This window comes from Rhizobium pisi (genome assembly GCF_003938655.1).
GTDB lineage: Bacteria > Pseudomonadota > Alphaproteobacteria > Rhizobiales > Rhizobiaceae > Rhizobium > Rhizobium pisi.
In genome coordinates this window covers 173,929-189,492 of record NZ_RJJT01000006.1, presented here as the reverse complement: position 1 = coordinate 189,492, position 15,564 = coordinate 173,929, and the positions used below count along the sequence as shown (strand labels likewise).

The following is a 15,564-nucleotide window of genomic DNA, read 5'->3' as shown; positions in this document are numbered from 1 at the left end:
CGGTCAGGCTTTGGCCGGGTCACTTCTGTTGCAACGACCTGGAACGACGATGCTCGATATCAAATGGATCCGTGAGAATCCCGAAGCGCTCGATGCCGCACTTGCCAAGCGCGGCGCGGAGCCGCTCGCCCAAAGTCTCGTCGCCCTCGATGAAAAGCGCCGCTCCGCCGTACAGAAGGCCCAGGACATGCTGTCCCGCCGCAACCTTGCCTCCAAGGAGATCGGCGCGGCGATGGCCCAGAAGAACGGCGAACTCGCCGAGAAGCTGAAGGCCGAGGTCGCCGAACTGAAGACCCAGCTGCCGGCGATCGAGGAAGAAGACCGGCAATTGACGGCCGAACTCAACGATGCGCTTTCGCGCATCCCGAACGTGCCATTCGACGAGGTCCCTGTCGGCAGGGACGAGCATGACAATGTCGTCACCCGCATCGTCGGCGAAAAGCCGCGCTGGAACCACACGCCGAAGGAACACTTCGAAATCGGCGAGGCGCTCGGCTATATGGATTTCGAGCGCGCCGCCAAGCTCTCCGGCTCGCGCTTCACGGTTCTGACCGGTCCGCTCGCTAGGCTCGAGCGCGCGCTCGGCCAGTTCATGATCGATCTCCACACCAGAGAGCACGGCTATACGGAAGTCAGCTCGCCACTGATGGTGCGCGCCGAGGCGGTGTTCGGCACCGGCAGTCTGCCGAAGTTCGAAGAAGACCTCTTCAAGACCACAGACGGCCGCTATCTGATCCCGACGGCCGAGGTGACGCTGACAAATCTTGTGCGCGAGGAAATCCTCGATCAGGAAAAGCTGCCGCTGCGCTTCACCGCGCTGACGCCGTCCTTCCGCTCGGAAGCAGGCTCGGCCGGCCGCGACACGCGCGGCATGTTGCGCCAGCACCAGTTCTGGAAATGCGAACTCGTCTCGATCACCGATGCCGAAAACGCCGTTGCCGAGCATGAACGGATGACCGCCTGCGCCGAGGAGGTGCTGAAGCGCCTCGGCCTGCATTTCCGCACGATGACGCTTTGCACCGGTGATATGGGCTTCGGCTCGCGCAAGACCTACGATCTCGAAGTCTGGCTGCCGGGGCAGAACGCCTTCCGTGAAATTTCCTCCTGCTCGGTCTGCGGCGATTTCCAGGCCCGGCGGATGAATGCGCGCTACCGCGGCAAGGACGACAAGAACAACAAGTTCGTCCACACGCTGAACGGTTCCGGCACCGCCGTTGGCCGCTGCCTGATCGCCGTTCTCGAAAATTATCTGAACGAAGACGGTTCTGTCACGATTCCGGACGTTTTGCTGCCTTATATGGGCGGATTGACGAAGATCGAACGGGCGGCTTGAGGCGATGCGCATCCTGCTTACGAATGACGACGGCATTCATGCCGAAGGTCTTGCCGCGCTGGAGCGGATTGCGCGCACGCTGTCCGACGACGTCTGGATCGTGGCGCCGGAGACGGACCAGAGCGGCCTCGCTCATTCGCTGAGCCTTTCCGAACCTCTGCGGCTGCGCAAGATTTCCGACAAGCATTTCGCGCTGCGCGGCACGCCGACCGATTGCGTCATCATGGGCATCCGGCAGGTGATGGACATCAAGCCGGATCTCGTTCTCTCCGGCGTCAATTCGGGTTCGAACGTTGCCGACGACGTGACCTATTCCGGCACGATTGCCGGCGCTATCGAAGGTACGATGCAGGGCGTGCGTTCCTTTGCGCTCAGCCAGGCCTATCTATACGAGGACGGTGCGCGTCTTGTGCCGTGGGAGGTCTGCGAGACGCATGCGCCGGCGCTCCTCGAGAAGCTGATGGTCTTGGATCTGCCGGACGGCACCTTCCTCAATCTGAACTTCCCGAACTGCCGCCCCGAAGAGGTCGACGGCGCCGAGGTGACCATGCAGGGCAAGCTCGCCTTCAATCTCCAGGTCGACGCCCGCTCCGATGGCCGGGGCTTTCCCTATTACTGGCTGAAGTTCGGCGAACGCGCCGGCGCCTTCATTGAAGGCACCGATATTCATGCCCTGAAGCATAACAAGATTTCGGTAACGCCTTTGAAACTGGATTTGACCGATTATTCCGTGACGGACCGCGTGGCGCGGGCCCTGGGATACGGAGCACAGGTTTGACGGCAAGACTGGCGGAGAAGGAGGGCTTTGCAGCGCTCGTCCTCAGGTTGCGTGCTGAGGGCATCTCCGACCTCGACCTGCTGACGGCGGTCGAGCAGACGCAGCGCTCGCGGTTCGTGCCGCCGCAATTCGCAGACGACGCCTATTCGAGCCGCACGATACCGATCGAATGCGGTTCCTTCCTCGAAGGCATCGATTTCGTCGTCCGCATCCTGCACCACCTAAAACTCAAGCCGGGACAGCGTGTCCTGGAAATCGGCACCGGAAGCGGCTTCACCGCCGCCGTTATCGGCCGCATCGCCGAGCGCGTTCTGTCTATTGACCGTTACAAGACACTGACGGCAGCCGCACAGCGGCGGATGGATACGCTTGGTCTGCGCAGCGTCGTCATTCGTCACGCCGACGGCAGCGCCGGGTTGCAGGGCGAGGGCACTTTCGACCGCATCCTGGTGACTGCCGCCTTCAATTCGATGCCTCGCTTCTATACCGAGCAGCTCGTTTCTGGCGGCTCGATGATCGCGCCGCTGATGATCTCCGAGCACGAATGCCGGATGGTGCGGCTGACAAAAACCGGCAGCCGGTTCGAGCGCGAAGAGCTGTTCGAAGCGCCTTATCTGCCGATCGTTCCGCGGCTGGCCTCGCTGCTGTAGATGCGGATGATTTCGGGCCGGATCGGCCTGAAATCTGAATCGGCATCTCCATCAAAAAAGAGAGCATGCTGTCGTCCGAAAACCGCTCACACTTTTCGGCATCATGCTCTGCGCACTGCGATTTCTCACCCATAAGCTATGGTTATCAACTTCTCAAAATTATCGGACTGATTCCAGCATCTTAACCGCGTGGTAATACTAACGCGCTTTAATAGATTCACAAATGGTTGCGTTCTCAGTGGGTCGAGTCATGCGTTTCAGTCTTTCGCCGAAGTTCGGGAAGTCGGCCGGTAATCTTCTGGTTGTTGGTCTGCTGGCAAGTGCCGCAACGGGCTGCAGTTCCGATGTGACACGGTTTGGCAACTTGTTTTCCTCCTCAGGGCAGGATCAGATCACCACCAGTTCCATTCCGCGCAGGGGTGGCCCTCAGGCCGATCCGGTGCCTCGCGCCGATCTCGGCGGTTCCGCCGTTGCGAGCCAGTCTGGTTACGGTGGCGGCAACGATGCGATGGGTCAGTCTTATCCGTCGCGTCCGAGTTATGATCCGATCCGCACTTCGAATTCGAGTGCGCGTCTGGCTTCGGCGCCAGTCTCGGTGCAGCGTTCCGACCTTGCTGCGCCGACGGCTGCGGCACCCTCCCGCCAGCGGGAAAGGGAGGTAGCGCTTGCTCAGCCTTTCCCGGCTGCGCCGCAGGCTGAGAAGCCCCGGTTGGTGGCCCCGGCCGCGCCGAAGGCGACACCTGATTCTTTGACGACGGGCACGACGCCTAAGGTTTCCGGCTGGTCGGCGACCAACGCCCCTTCCGTGACGCTGCGTCCCGGTGAAAGCGTCGCGGTCCTCTCCAGGCGTTTCGGCGTTCCGGAAAACGAAATCCTGCGTGTCAACAATCTGAAGACGGCATCTGCCGCCAAGCCCGGCCAGGCGATCCTGATCCCGACCTTCAATGGCGGCAATGCCGCCAAGGCGGCATCGCAGACGGCCGACCTCTCCAAGCCCGGCAAGATGCCGGAGCCGGCCAAGACGCCTGAGCAGAACGTCGCCGTCGTTCCCGGCGCCAATTCCGCCCGCGACAAGACGATGGCGAGCGCCGATGCCACCGGCAAACTTCCTGCCGGCGCCGGTAAGGATCCGAAGGCGCCTGCAGGCTCCTATGTCGTCAAGCAGGGCGATTCTCTGGCGAAGATCGCCAAGGCGACCGGTACGGATATCGACGATCTCAAGGCTGCCAACAATCTTTCGGCCAATTCGCTGCGCGTCGGCCAGGCCCTGAAGATCCCGAGCGCCGATACGATCAAGACTGCGTCGATCGCGGCCGAGAAAGCCGATCCGAAGCCGGTTCAGGCGGCCCCTGCCCAGCAGCAGACGGCTTCTCTTCAGCCGGCGCCCTACAAGGCGCCGACCGCCACGCAGACTGTCGATGATGTCGAGAAGAAGTCCGACGTCAGCTCCGCCGCGCCGGAATCGACCGGTATCGGCAAATACCGCTGGCCGGTCCGCGGTCAGGTCATTGCCGCCTATGGCGCCAACGTCAACGGCAACCGCAATGACGGCATCGATATCTCGGTCCCGCAGGGTACGCCGATCAAGGCTGCTGAAAACGGCGTCGTCATCTATGCCGGCAACGGCCTCAAGGAACTCGGCAATACGGTTCTCGTCCGCCACGACGACGGCACCGTCACCGTCTACGGCAACGCCGATACGCTGAGCGTCACCCGCGGCCAGAAGATCCAGCGCGGCCAGACCGTCGCAGTCTCCGGTATGAGCGGCGACGTCAAGCAGCCGCAGGTGCATTTCGAGGTGCGCAAGGACGCATCTCCAGTCAACCCGATGACTTTCCTGGAGTAGGTATAGCGTACCAGGAAGCGCAAAAGCCCGGCCACCCGCCGGGCTTTTGTCATTTAATGCATGTCGCCCAAAAGTGTGCAGCGGTTTTGGGACAATGACATGCATAAATCAAAGACCTAAAGCGCGTCGCATGATGCCGGATTGACGCGACGCGCTTTAGGCCCGATCGATGTGAACGCGCATGCGCCCGGCGAGGTCCTGGATGTACTGCCAGGCGACGCGGCCGGAGCGGGCGCCGCGCGTCGTCGCCCATTCCAGCGCCTCGGCATGCATCTTCTCGCGGTCCAGCCCGAGCTTGAAGTGATCGGCATACCCGTCGATCATGCCGAGATAGTCTTCCTGGCTGCATTTATGGAAGCCGAGCCACAGGCCGAAACGGTCGGAAAGCGAAACCTTTTCCTCGACGGCCTCCGATGGATTGATCGCCGTCGACTGCTCGTTTTCCATCATGTGGCGCGGCAGGAGATGGCGCCGGTTCGAGGTCGCGTAAAAGAGCACATTGTCAGGCCGGCCCTCGACGCCGCCGTCGAGCGCTGCCTTCAGCGACTTGTAGGCGGTATCGTCATGATCGAAGGAGAGATCGTCGCAGAAGACGATCACCCGGTGCGGCGTGTCCTTCAGCAGGTCGAGCAGGTTGGGCAGGCTGGCGATATCTTCGCGATGGACCTCGACGAGCTTCAGTGAGACGCCGCTTTCGCGCCTGACATCCTCGTGCACGGCCTTGACAAGCGAGGATTTACCCATGCCGCGCGCGCCCCAGAGCAGCACGTTGTTGGCGGCATAACCGTCGGCGAAACGCACGGTATTCTCATGCAGGATATCGCGCACGTGATCGACGCCGCGGATAAGCTTCAGTTCCACGCGGTTCGGCCTCTTGACCGGCAGCAGATGCTGGCGCAAGGGCATCCAGACGAAGCAATCGGCAGCGTCCCAGTCGTTGAAAGCGGGCGCCGGTCCGGCAAGGCGCTCGACGGCGTCTGCGAGCCGTTTCAACTCGATAAGCAGAGCGGTATTGATTTCCTCGGTCATCGCAGGCCTCCTGATTTCTTGCTGCGGCAATCCGCTTGGATCTTTCGATGCGGGGTAGCATGGCGTTTTGACGGCGGAAAGGTTATGAGGCAGCGGAATCGGTACGGTTTCCGGCTGTTTCTGTTGCATTCATTGAAGCCGTAATTATAGTCCGGCAACCTGAAAAGAGAGGCGGAGTTCCGCCGTAGAAGCCTTAGGAGTTTAGCATGTTCATCACCCCGGCATTCGCCCAGAGCGCGACCGACACCACATCGGCATTCGGCGGCTCCGGCTTCGAAATGATCATCCTGTTCGTGCCGCTGATGGTCGTCTGGTACTTCCTGCTGATCCGTCCGCAGCGTGCGCAGGCCAAGAAGCGCGAGGAAACCCTGAAGGCGATCCGTCGCGGCGATCAGGTCGTCACCGGCGGCGGTCTCGTTGGCAAGGTCACGAAGGTCGTCGACGACAAGGAAGTCGAAGTCGAGATCGCTGAAGGCGTTCGCGTGCGCATCGTCCGCAGCGGCATTTCGGAAGTTCGTGTCAAGGGTGAACCGGTCAAGGCCGACGCGGCATAACCAACGATAACGGCACGACCGCCGGATCGGAAGATCGTCGAGAGAATGTTGCATTTTTCCCGTTGGAAAACACTTCTGATTTGGCTGGTCGCCTTTGCGGCCATCATTATTGCTGCGCCCAATCTGCTGAGTGAGGCGCAACGCGCTTCTCTGCCGGACTGGCTGCGGCATGACCGCGTGACGCTCGGCCTCGACCTGCAGGGCGGCTCGCATCTCGTCCTGAAGGTCGAGCGTTCCGATGTCGTCAAGGACCGGCTGGAAGAGGTGGTCGCAAATGTACGTAACGCGCTACGTGGCGCCGGCATCCGCTATACAGGGCTGACGGGCAACGACCAGACCGTCACGGTGCGGATCACCGATCCGGCTGAGACGCAGAAAGCAGTCGATCTCCTGAAGCCCTTGACGGCCGCCGGCGGACATTCGGGACCCGATGTCGCTTTGCAGCAGGGTGGGGAGGGGCAGCTCTCGCTGCAGATTTCCGATGCCGGCATTACAGCTGACGTCGCCTCAGCCCGGAGCCGCTCGCTCGATATTGTCAGCCGCCGCATCGCGGGATTCGGCTACGACAATTTCGTCGTCCATCCCGATGGCGCCGACCGCATCGTCGTGCAGGTGCTGGGATCGGTCGATGCGGAGCGGCTGAAGAACCTCCTGAACCAGCCGGCGAAGCTTTCCTTTCATCTGATCGATGAAAGCATGTCGGGGCAGGAAGCGCTGAACGGCCGCTGGCCGGCGACATCGCAGGTTCTCTATTCGCTGGACGATCCGCCGGTTCCCTATCTCGTCGACCGCACGGCTTTCGTCACCGGCAGCAATATGGTCGATATCCAGCCGGTCGTCGATCCGCAGACGCAGGACACGTCGATTGCCTATCGTCTCGATGCGGAAGGCAAAGAGCGGCTGGCTCAGATGACGGGGCAGAATCTCGGCAAGCACCTTGCCATCGTCTTCGACGACCAGGTGATGTCGGCGCCGGTCATCGAGGCGGCAATTGCGAACGGCGAGGGCCGTATTTCCGCGAATTTTTCCGAGGATGGCGTTCGCGACCTTGCGGTGATGCTGCGCGCCGGCGCTTTGCCGGCGACGCTGACGAGCGTCGAGGAGCGTAGCGTCAGCCCGAGCTTCGGCGCCGAATCCATCTTCTCCGGCCTCGTTGCCGGCCTTGTCGCCGTCGTGCTGGTCGCAGCGCTGATGATTGCGCTCTACCGCATCCTCGGCATCGTTGCCGTCGTCTCGCTGTTCTTCAACCTGATCTTTATCGTCGCGGCGCTCAGCCTTGCCGGTGCCACGCTCACCTTGCCCGGCATTGCCGGCATCGTGCTGATCGTCGGCATGGCAGTCGATTCCAACGTGCTGATCTACGAGCGCATCCGCGAAGAGGAAAAAACCGCCCATTCCTTTTCGGAGGCCGTCGGGCGCGGCTTCTCACGCGCATTCGCAACGATCGTCGATGCGAACGTCACGATCTTCATCGCCGCCGTCATCCTCTTCTTCCTCGGCAGCGAATCCATCCGCGGTTTCGCGGTGACGCTGGCTGTCGGCATCCTGACGACGGTTTTCACGGCTTTCACGCTGACCCGCTCGATCGTCGCCGTCTGGCTGAAGCGGCGCCATCCCCGGCATCTGCCGAAAAGCGTCCTGACCCATCTTTTCGAACATGCCAATGTTCGTTTCATGGGGATTCGCCGCTACGTCTTTACCGTGTCGGCGGTCATCTCGTTGATCGCCATGGCCGCGTTTGCCACCGTCGGCCTGCATCTCGGCATCGATTTCACCGGCGGCTCTCTCATCGAAGTGACGGCGAAGCAGGGCAATGCCGATATCGCCGATCTAAAATCGCGTCTCAACGATCTCAATCTCGGCGATATCAAGGTCGAGCCCACCGGCGGTCGGTCGAGTGCGCAGATCCTCATCGAGTCCCAGGGCGGGGGCGAGAATGCCGAGCAGTCGGCAGCCACGCTGGTGCGCGGCGAGCTCGAGGAGGACTATGATTTCCGCCGCGTTGAAGTTGTCGGTCCCGCCATCTCGGGCGAGTTGACGATGATGGCGACGCTCGGTGTGCTTGCGGCGCTCGCGGCGATCCTGGTCTACATCTGGATCCGCTTCGAATGGCAGTTCGCGGTCGGCGCCATCATTGCCACACTGCACGACGTCATCATCATGCTCGGCCTCTTCGTACTGTCAGGCATCGAATTCAACCTGACGAGCATCGCCGCGGTGTTGACGGTCGTCGGTTATTCCCTGAACGACACGGTCGTGGTCTATGACCGAATGCGCGAAAATCTGCAGCGATACAGGAAAATGCCGCTGCCGATCCTGATCGATGCCTCGATCAATCGGACGCTGTCGCGCACCATCTTGACTGCGGCGACGACCCTGCTCGCCTTGCTCGCGCTCTATCTCTTCGGAGGCGAAGTCATTCGCTCCTTCACCTTCACGATGCTTTTCGGCGTCGCTCTCGGCACCTTCTCTTCGATCTATATCGCCGCTCCAGTATTGATCGTCTTCCGGCTGCGGCCAGAGGCTCCCGACGGGGAAGAGAGCAACAAGACGGATGCTGGTGTAAGATCCGGCACGGTGGTTTGAAAATATGGCAAAAGGCATAGAAATCCGCGCGGCGCATTTTCCCGGCCGCGCTCCGATCGATACCTACGGCAATGGTGGATTCCGTTTTGCCGATATGTCGCATCGCGGTTCGATCCTTTGCCTGCCTTCCGGCATCTACGGCTGGGACATGGACATATCGAAACCGCTGTCGCCCGAAAATTTTCGCCGTGTGCTGGATGAAGCTGCCGATATCGAGGTTCTGCTCGTCGGCACCGGAACCGAGCTTCGCCGTCTGCCCGAGGAATTAAAGCAGGCGCTGAAGTCGCGCGGCATTTCCTCAGATCCGATGAGCACGGGTGCCGCCGTGCGCACCTTCAATATCATGCTCTCGGAACAGCGCGCCGTCGCTGCGGCGTTGATAGCGGTCTGACGATGACGGAAGCCAATATTGCGACGAACCAGGACATTTGCCTGGCGATGCTGCGCGACAACGACCGCGACCGTTATCTGGCCTGCCTCCTGTCGCCGGAGGACAAGCGCGGCGCCCTTGCAGCCCTTTACGCCTTCAATGCCGAACTTGCCCGCATCCGTGACCTGGTGCACGAGCCCTTGCCGGGCGAGGTACGCATGCAATATTGGCGCGATCTGCTGGAAGGCAGCGCGCACGGCTCGACGGCCGCCAATCCCGTCGCTTCCGCCCTTCTGACGACGATCGAAACCCATCGCCTGCCGCGCAAGACGCTGATCGACATGATCGAGGCCCGCACCTTCGACCTCTATGACGACCCGATGGAGACGCGGCTTTCTCTTGAAGGGTATGCCGGTGAAACCGCATCCGCGCTGATCCAGCTCGCAAGCCTGGTGCTTTCGCCGGTAGAAGCAGCCGGATCGGCCGATGCCGCCGGCCATGCCGGTGTCGCCCAGGCGGTCGCCGGCCTGTTGCTGCTGATGCCGCTGCATCGCCGCCGCGGCCAGGTCTATATTCCGCTGCAGATCCTCTCGGCCACAGGTCTTGACCGGGATGCCTTCCTCGCCGGCCAGGACAGGCCGCGTATCTCTGCCGCCATCGAGGCCTTCGCCGGTCTCGGTCGCGAGCATCTGGCAAAGGCGAGGGCGGCAGGGCCGATTGCGCCCTCGGTCTTTCCGGCCTTCTTGCCGGCAACGATTGCCGAACCGGTGCTCCTCAAGGCGCAGAATCGTGGCGTCTTCCTGTTCGATCGGCCGCTGCAGCCGTCGCAATGGCGCCGCCAGCTCCGGATGGCGCTCTCGGCAGCCCGCAGGAAAATCTGATATCGGTCAAATTCGCGCAAGTCTCGCGCATTAGAAGACTTCACCGCTACCCTTTGGAACGGAGATTCGGCGTGGGCATTATCGTCTGGTGCGTTCTTTTCGCGATCGTCATTTTCTTTGCCTTTGTGGCAACGCGCATGGCAGCGCAGAACAAGGAAGACGGCCTGCACGACACGGGCCTCGCCATCATTGAATTCGGCCGCGCCTTTCCGAACGAAGCAATCCGCCAACTGCAGGCGACGGAAAACGGCCAGGCCGTCTTCGTGCGTCTGCACGACAACAAGGCCGGCTTCATGCGCAACATGTCGCGCCATTTCTCCTGTCACCTGATCGAGCCGGGCCGCGTGCGCGTCGTGAGTTCGGCAACGGGCAGAGGGCTGGTGATCGATTTCCTCGATGCGCCCTCTCACAACGGCGATTTCGAGTTCGTCTCCGCCAAGGAGGCCTCGGAAGTCGCACTCTGGCTGCTCGGCAACTATATCGCCGAGCCGGATAAGGATTTGCCGCCGAGCAATCTCTCGGCGGCGAACAAGCAGTAGAAACGGCGGTCAGGCACTTTCGGCAAGCGGCGCGGTCTGGCCGAGCCAGGCGGCGCAGTCGGCGAGCGCGCGGCGCGCGATCAACTGCCGCTTCATGATCGTCTTGTCCTTGCCGCGGAAGCGCTTGACGCCCTCGGGCTTGACGATCGAGCCCGGCTGAAGCTCCGGAAACAGTCCGAAATTGATGTTCATCGGCTGGAACGACCGTTTGCCCGGCTCTTCGTCGGTGACGATGTGCCCGCCGGTGATATGGCCGAGCAGCGAGCCCAGCGCCGTCGTTGGCGGCGGCAGGGAGATTGTTTCGCCCTTGCGTTCGGCGGCGGCAAAACGCCCGGCCAACAGCCCAACGCTGGCGCTTTCCACATAACCCTCGCAGCCGGTGATCTGGCCGGCAAAACGCAGGCCGGGCCGCGATTTCAGTGTCAGCGACGGGTCGAGCAGGGTAGGGGAATTGATGTAGGTATTGCGGTGCAGACCGCCGAGGCGGGCAAACTCCGCATTTTCCAGACCCGGGATCATCCGGAAGATTTCCGCCTGGGTGCCATATTTCAGTTTCGTCTGGAAACCGACCATGTTGTAGAGCGAGCCGAGCGCATTATCCTGCCGCAGCTGCACGACGGCATAGGCCTTCACCGTCGGGTTATGCGCATTCGTCAGCCCCATCGGCTTCATCGGCCCGTGACGCAACGTCTCGCGGCCGCGTTCGGCCATTACCTCGATCGGCAGGCAGCCGTCGAAATAAGGCGTGCCCTCCCATTCCTTGAAACCGACCGTATCGCCTGATATCAGCGCGTCGACGAAGGCATTGTACTGTGCCTCATCCATCGGGCAGTTGATGTAATCCTTGCCGGTGCCGCCAGGCCCGACCTTGTCGTAGCGCGACTGATACCAGCAGATATCCATATCGATGCTCTCGCGGTAGACGATCGGCGCGATGGCGTCGAAGAAGGCAAGGGAATCCTCGCCGGTCTCGGTTTGGATGGCGCTTGCGAGTGACGGCGCGGTCAAGGGTCCGGTGGCGACGATGGCAAGGTCCCAGTCCTTTGGCGGCAGGCCGGTGATTTCTTCGCGCACGACAGTGATGAGCGGGTGGTCCTGAATTGCTTTGGTGACGGCGTTCGAGAAGCCGTCGCGATCGACGGCGAGCGCGCCGCCGGCAGGCACCTGGTGCCGATCGGCAGCGGCCATGATCAGCGAGCCGGCCATGCGCATCTCGGCATGGATGACGCCGACCGCATTGCTGGTCGCATCGTCGGAGCGGAAAGAATTGGAACAGACCAGTTCAGCAAGGCCGTCGGTCTTGTGCGCGTCCGTGCCGCGCACGCCGCGCATTTCATGCAGGATGACGGGAACGCCGGAACTGGCGATCTGCCAGGCGGCTTCCGAACCGGCAAGCCCGCCGCCGACGACGTGGATAGGAGAGTGGGAAGAGGTCGTGTTCATTCCGGGCTGATATCATGTCGGCGGACGTGATCCAACACCCCGGAATCAAAAACGGCGCCCTGATGGCGCCGTCTTGGAAGCATCGCGCCCGTTATTAACGGAACGAGCGGGATGCGATATTGCGGATGTCGTAGCGGCTGACGCCGATGTCGGACAGGGTCTGGTTGGACAGGTTGCCGAGTTCGTTGAGCGTACGGCGGTAGCTGAGCCAGCTTTTTGCAATGCGGATCGGGTTCATTGTCTTCTTCCTCGAACAAATCTCCGCGGGACGGCGGGATCGCCGGTCTCTCTGCGGTTGATGTTTATATAGGTGATCTCAGCCCCATTGTGCAGTGCAAATAAAAGGCGTCTGCCATGCAATTGTGCAATGTGATGCCCGAGATTTAAGCGATGAATATTTTTTGAGCGGGCTGACGAGGTGGGAAAACATGCAACCGTTGGCGAGTTGCTCGCAGGCAAATGAAAACGCCCGCTGGAGTCCAGCGGGCGTTTCGATCGAGAACAATGCTGCCTGGGAGGAAGCAGCGATCGCCTTGAATTAGCGGGAGGAAGCCTCACGGGCAACGCGATGGATGTCCGAACGGTCGATGCCGAGGTCGTGCAATTCGCGGTTGCTCATGCGGCCGAGTTCGGTAACGGTCTGACGATACTTGCGCCAGTTATTGAAAGAGCGAGTGATGTTCATGTTTAGCCCCTTTCCGAGGGTTTGATCTGCCAGCAGCCACCGATCGGCGCTGACCTCTATTTGATGACCGGAGTATGTGTTGCGGCGCAAAAGAGTAAAATAGCCAAGTTTTCAGACCACCTATGCAGGTTGCGCAATGCTCGGAAGTTATTCGACACGGTTTGACCATTTTGTGGTCAAGGAATAGGCAGAATGATTCTCGAAAAAGTAACCATGTTCGAGGCGCTGGATGGCTATAGCCGCTCGAAACATTGGGGTTTCCAGCGATTCTGCGTGCCCAGCCCTTGGTGGAAGCTACCCGTTCGATCGCCCGGCTTGGTTAAATGACATGACGACAATGCGGCAGCTTGGCTGCTGGATGGCGAAAACTCCGGATTGCCAATGCGTTAATTACGGATTGATTAAATAAAACGCCCGCCGGGGGAGGATCCGGCGGGCGTGTTATAGTGACTGGCAACTGGGAGGAGGAGTTGCTGCCAGTCTATCGCAGCGCGCTTGGGAGGAGGAGTGCGCAGCTACGAATCTCTTCGCGGACAAAGTGTCCGTGGGCATCGGCAGAGCCGGCCGGGGCGCCATCCCCGCGCTTCGATATCTGCTAAATAGTATGACTAATGGGTATTTTGCAGTGCAATAAATTCATGAGGGCTATGCGAAATACGCATGGCTTCCCGAGTATGCGCTTATATTGGCACTTCCAACGTAAGCGGACGGTTAACGGCTGACCCAATTTAGACCAATGAGGATCTTGTATATTTGTCGCAAGGGCGTTTCCGAACCGCCATGCTTGCGTTTATAACGGCGTGAGCTGCAGCGCCTTAAAGAGCGCCGCGCAAATCAAGGGGTGGAGCATGTATCGCGGCAGGTTGGAGCGGGATCTCTCCCTCTGGGTGGGCAAGGGACTGCTTGGCGAGGATACGGCAGGCGCACTTCTCGCCGAATATGACAGCCGCCCGGCAAGCTTCAGCCTCGGCAGGGTGCTGGTGGCGCTGGCGGCAGTGCTGCTTGCGGCCGCCATCCTTCTGGTCGTCGCCTCCAACTGGGAGGCCATCCCGCGTCTCGTGCGCGTCGGCGCCATCCTTCTCCTGATCTGGGCGGTTCACATCGGCGCCGCCCTCATGCTTGCCCGTGGGGCGGCAGTCGCGGCGAGCGGCTTGCTGGTCATCGGAGCGGTGAGCTTCGGCGGCGCCATCTCGCTGGTCGGCCAGATGTATCATCTCTCAGGCGACGAGCAGACGGTAATGTATCTCTGGTTCGCGATCGCGACGATTTCGGCGATCCTGTTCCGCTCGGGTGCAGTCGTCGTCGTCGCCGGCTTCCTCTCCTGGGCGTCTTTCGCCGTTTATCTGCAGAATAACGATACGCATTGGATTGCACTCGATCCCTGGATGGCGCCCGTCATGGCGGCGATCGTCATCGCGCTGGTGCGGTATACCGGCGCCGAGCGCGCTCGCCATCTGGCCTATCTGCTGCTGGTTGGCTGGCTCGCCTGGCTTTACACTCTTTATGAAGAGAGCGCGGTGGCGCTCGCTTTCGTGGTCGGCGGCATGGCGGCCTTGGTTCTAACGGCGCTGCCGGTCCCGCGGATTGCCTTCCTGGTCAGGAGCGCCGGTGCGGCCCCCGCCTTCTATAGCTTTCTTGTCGCCGCGATCGGTTTCCTATTGCTGCATATCAAGATTGAAGACGAATGGCGGCAGCTGGCGGTGCTCGGTGTGGTGACGCTCGCCGCATCCGTGCTGGCGATCGCGCTCCATGGCAGGGACAATGGAGCGGTGCGCTATCTCGCCTATGCGACCTTTGCCGCCGAGATGCTCTATCTCGCCTCCGTCACCGTCGGCTCGATCCTCGGCACGTCAGGTCTCTTTCTCTTTTCCGGTCTTGGGGTCGCGCTGGTCGCCTGGATCGTCATCCGGCTCGAGCGGCGCTTTTCCGCAGGTGCACAGGAGAGGCGCGCATGAGCTCGTTCATGACAAGGCTGCAGTCCGGCAGGGGGTATCTGATCTCGGCAATCATCGTGGCCGGCCTGCAGACCGTGATCCTCGGCACGATTATCCAGAGCCGGGCGTCGATTTTGAGCGATGGCGCCGAGGTGCTGCTGAAAACGGCTCCCGTCGATCCGCGCGATTTCCTGCGCGGCGATTATGTCGTCTTGAATTACGACATTTCCTCGGTGCCGATGCAGACCATTTCCGGCGGCATTCCGGCCGAACCCGGCGAGCGAACCCTCTGGGTCCGGCTGAAGAAGCAGCAGGATGGTTTCTGGGTAGTGACCGAATCGTCCTTCAACGCGCTGCCGCCGCAGCCGGAGACGGTGATCCTGCGCAGCCTGCCATTTTATAGTGCCGGGCTTGCCGCGGGCGACAGCATCCGCGTCGAATACGGCATCGAGCGCTATTACGTTCCCGAAGGTGAGGGCAAGCCGATCGAGGAGGCCCGCAACGACGACAATGTCGCGATCGCCGTGCGCGTCTCGCCGGCGGGAGGTGCGCAGATCCGCAGCCTTCTCGTTGACGGCAAGCCGATTTACGAGGAACCGCTTTATTGATCCTTGAACCCTTTGGGGGAGGGCGGCTTTGCGGCCGCAAATCCCCTGTCATTTACCGTTCATTTTTCCTTTGCCTCGACCAAATCGGGTGATATAGAGACGCGCGCTCCGGAAGGCCTCATGCGCAGGCATAAGCATGCGGTTTTGTGAACGCGGGTATGGTGAAATTGGTAGACACGCCAGATTTAGGTTCTGGTGCCGCAAGGCGTGGGAGTTCAAGTCTCTCTACCCGCACCAGGCTGTTTGCAGGGGGAGACTAAGAAGTTAGTCGTCCCGGACGACCGTAAGGTTGGCCAGATACCCGGAAGCGAGTGCCGTTCCCCTTTGG

The 15,564-nt window shown here is 61.2% G+C and carries 15 protein-coding genes and 1 tRNA gene; 12 read left to right on the top strand and 4 right to left on the bottom strand.

What is annotated here, in order from left to right; all coding sequences use genetic code 11:
* Positions 1-49: 49 nt before the first annotated feature.
* From serS to EFD55_RS10495, 4 genes are all read left to right on the top strand, one after another.
* A complete protein-coding gene (gene serS / locus EFD55_RS10510) occupies positions 50-1,333 on the top strand; it encodes a serine--tRNA ligase (protein ID WP_125844964.1) in 1,284 nt (427 codons plus the stop codon).
* Positions 1,334-1,337: 4 nt separating this feature from the next.
* The gene (gene surE / locus EFD55_RS10505; protein WP_125844962.1) at positions 1,338-2,111 is read left to right on the top strand and encodes a 5'/3'-nucleotidase SurE; all 774 of its coding nucleotides are present in this window, start codon (positions 1,338-1,340) and stop codon (positions 2,109-2,111) included.
* Positions 2,108-2,761 carry a protein-L-isoaspartate(D-aspartate) O-methyltransferase gene (locus EFD55_RS10500; protein WP_125844960.1) on the top strand — a complete coding sequence of 218 codons (654 nt, stop codon included), beginning with the start codon at positions 2,108-2,110 and terminating at the stop codon, positions 2,759-2,761. Before surE ends, EFD55_RS10500 begins: the two co-directional genes overlap by 4 nt.
* A 250-nt stretch (positions 2,762-3,011) precedes the next feature.
* Complete coding sequence (locus EFD55_RS10495; RefSeq protein WP_125844958.1) at positions 3,012-4,607, top strand: peptidoglycan DD-metalloendopeptidase family protein; 1,596 nt, start codon at positions 3,012-3,014, stop codon at positions 4,605-4,607.
* 156 nt (positions 4,608-4,763) lie between these two features.
* Here the strand turns inward: EFD55_RS10495 and EFD55_RS10490 are convergent, their stop codons facing one another.
* Positions 4,764-5,636 carry an ATP-binding protein gene (locus tag EFD55_RS10490; RefSeq protein WP_125844956.1) on the bottom strand — a complete coding sequence of 291 codons (873 nt, stop codon included), beginning with the start codon at positions 5,634-5,636 and terminating at the stop codon, positions 4,764-4,766.
* A gap of 206 nt (positions 5,637-5,842) precedes the next feature.
* Here EFD55_RS10490 and yajC point away from each other — a divergent pair, with 206 nt between their 5' ends.
* From yajC to EFD55_RS10465, 5 genes are all read left to right on the top strand, one after another.
* On the top strand, positions 5,843-6,190 hold the full coding sequence (gene yajC / locus EFD55_RS10485; RefSeq protein WP_125844954.1) for a preprotein translocase subunit YajC: 348 nt from the start codon (positions 5,843-5,845) through the stop codon (positions 6,188-6,190).
* A 45-nt stretch (positions 6,191-6,235) separates the two neighbouring features.
* Positions 6,236-8,776: a protein translocase subunit SecDF gene (gene secDF, locus EFD55_RS10480; protein ID WP_125844952.1), complete on the top strand. Its 2,541-nt coding sequence runs from the start codon at positions 6,236-6,238 to the stop codon at positions 8,774-8,776.
* A gap of 4 nt (positions 8,777-8,780) precedes the next feature.
* Positions 8,781-9,167 carry an Mth938-like domain-containing protein gene (locus tag EFD55_RS10475; RefSeq protein WP_125844950.1) on the top strand — a complete coding sequence of 129 codons (387 nt, stop codon included), beginning with the start codon at positions 8,781-8,783 and terminating at the stop codon, positions 9,165-9,167.
* 2 nt (positions 9,168-9,169) lie between these two features.
* Positions 9,170-10,027: a phytoene/squalene synthase family protein gene (locus tag EFD55_RS10470; protein ID WP_125844947.1), complete on the top strand. Its 858-nt coding sequence runs from the start codon at positions 9,170-9,172 to the stop codon at positions 10,025-10,027.
* A 71-nt stretch (positions 10,028-10,098) separates the two neighbouring features.
* Positions 10,099-10,566: a hypothetical protein gene (locus EFD55_RS10465; protein WP_125844945.1), complete on the top strand. Its 468-nt coding sequence runs from the start codon at positions 10,099-10,101 to the stop codon at positions 10,564-10,566.
* A 9-nt stretch (positions 10,567-10,575) separates the two neighbouring features.
* Here the strand turns inward: EFD55_RS10465 and trmFO are convergent, their stop codons facing one another.
* The 3 genes from trmFO to EFD55_RS10450 all read right to left on the bottom strand — a co-directional run bounded on the left by trmFO (position 10,576) and on the right by EFD55_RS10450 (position 12,694).
* A complete protein-coding gene (gene trmFO, locus EFD55_RS10460; protein WP_125844943.1) occupies positions 10,576-12,009 on the bottom strand; it encodes a methylenetetrahydrofolate--tRNA-(uracil(54)-C(5))-methyltransferase (FADH(2)-oxidizing) TrmFO in 1,434 nt (477 codons plus the stop codon).
* 94 nt (positions 12,010-12,103) lie between these two features.
* A complete protein-coding gene (locus EFD55_RS10455; protein WP_010030024.1) occupies positions 12,104-12,247 on the bottom strand; it encodes a DUF1127 domain-containing protein in 144 nt (47 codons plus the stop codon).
* Between the two features lie 300 nt (positions 12,248-12,547).
* Complete coding sequence (locus EFD55_RS10450; protein ID WP_008527135.1) at positions 12,548-12,694, bottom strand: DUF1127 domain-containing protein; 147 nt, start codon at positions 12,692-12,694, stop codon at positions 12,548-12,550.
* Between the two features lie 848 nt (positions 12,695-13,542).
* Between EFD55_RS10450 and EFD55_RS10440 the strand changes: the two genes are divergently transcribed.
* The 3 genes from EFD55_RS10440 (at position 13,543) to EFD55_RS10430 (ending at position 15,473) form a co-directional block, all read left to right on the top strand.
* Complete coding sequence (locus EFD55_RS10440) at positions 13,543-14,649, top strand: DUF2157 domain-containing protein (protein WP_125844941.1); 1,107 nt, start codon at positions 13,543-13,545, stop codon at positions 14,647-14,649.
* Complete coding sequence (locus EFD55_RS10435) at positions 14,646-15,236, top strand: GDYXXLXY domain-containing protein (protein ID WP_125844939.1); 591 nt, start codon at positions 14,646-14,648, stop codon at positions 15,234-15,236. The genes EFD55_RS10440 and EFD55_RS10435 overlap by 4 nt, the downstream gene beginning before the upstream one ends.
* Positions 15,237-15,388: 152 nt before the next feature.
* Positions 15,389-15,473, top strand: a tRNA-Leu gene (locus EFD55_RS10430).
* The last annotated feature ends 91 nt before the right edge of the window (positions 15,474-15,564 follow it).

Coding starts and splice junctions, on each gene's coding strand:
- secDF (WP_125844952.1), top strand. CDS start 6,236: ATGTTGCATTTTTCCCGTTGGAAAACACTTCTGATTTGGCTGGTCGCC.
- EFD55_RS10455 (WP_010030024.1), bottom strand. CDS start 12,247: ATGAACCCGATCCGCATTGCAAAAAGCTGGCTCAGCTACCGCCGTACG.
- EFD55_RS10475 (WP_125844950.1), top strand. CDS start 8,781: ATGGCAAAAGGCATAGAAATCCGCGCGGCGCATTTTCCCGGCCGCGCT.
- surE (WP_125844962.1), top strand. CDS start 1,338: ATGCGCATCCTGCTTACGAATGACGACGGCATTCATGCCGAAGGTCTT.
- EFD55_RS10490 (WP_125844956.1), bottom strand. CDS start 5,636: ATGACCGAGGAAATCAATACCGCTCTGCTTATCGAGTTGAAACGGCTC.
- yajC (WP_125844954.1), top strand. CDS start 5,843: ATGTTCATCACCCCGGCATTCGCCCAGAGCGCGACCGACACCACATCG.
- EFD55_RS10435 (WP_125844939.1), top strand. CDS start 14,646: ATGAGCTCGTTCATGACAAGGCTGCAGTCCGGCAGGGGGTATCTGATC.
- trmFO (WP_125844943.1), bottom strand. CDS start 12,009: ATGAACACGACCTCTTCCCACTCTCCTATCCACGTCGTCGGCGGCGGG.
- EFD55_RS10470 (WP_125844947.1), top strand. CDS start 9,170: ATGACGGAAGCCAATATTGCGACGAACCAGGACATTTGCCTGGCGATG.
- EFD55_RS10495 (WP_125844958.1), top strand. CDS start 3,012: ATGCGTTTCAGTCTTTCGCCGAAGTTCGGGAAGTCGGCCGGTAATCTT.
- serS (WP_125844964.1), top strand. CDS start 50: ATGCTCGATATCAAATGGATCCGTGAGAATCCCGAAGCGCTCGATGCC.
- EFD55_RS10440 (WP_125844941.1), top strand. CDS start 13,543: ATGTATCGCGGCAGGTTGGAGCGGGATCTCTCCCTCTGGGTGGGCAAG.
- EFD55_RS10450 (WP_008527135.1), bottom strand. CDS start 12,694: ATGAACATCACTCGCTCTTTCAATAACTGGCGCAAGTATCGTCAGACC.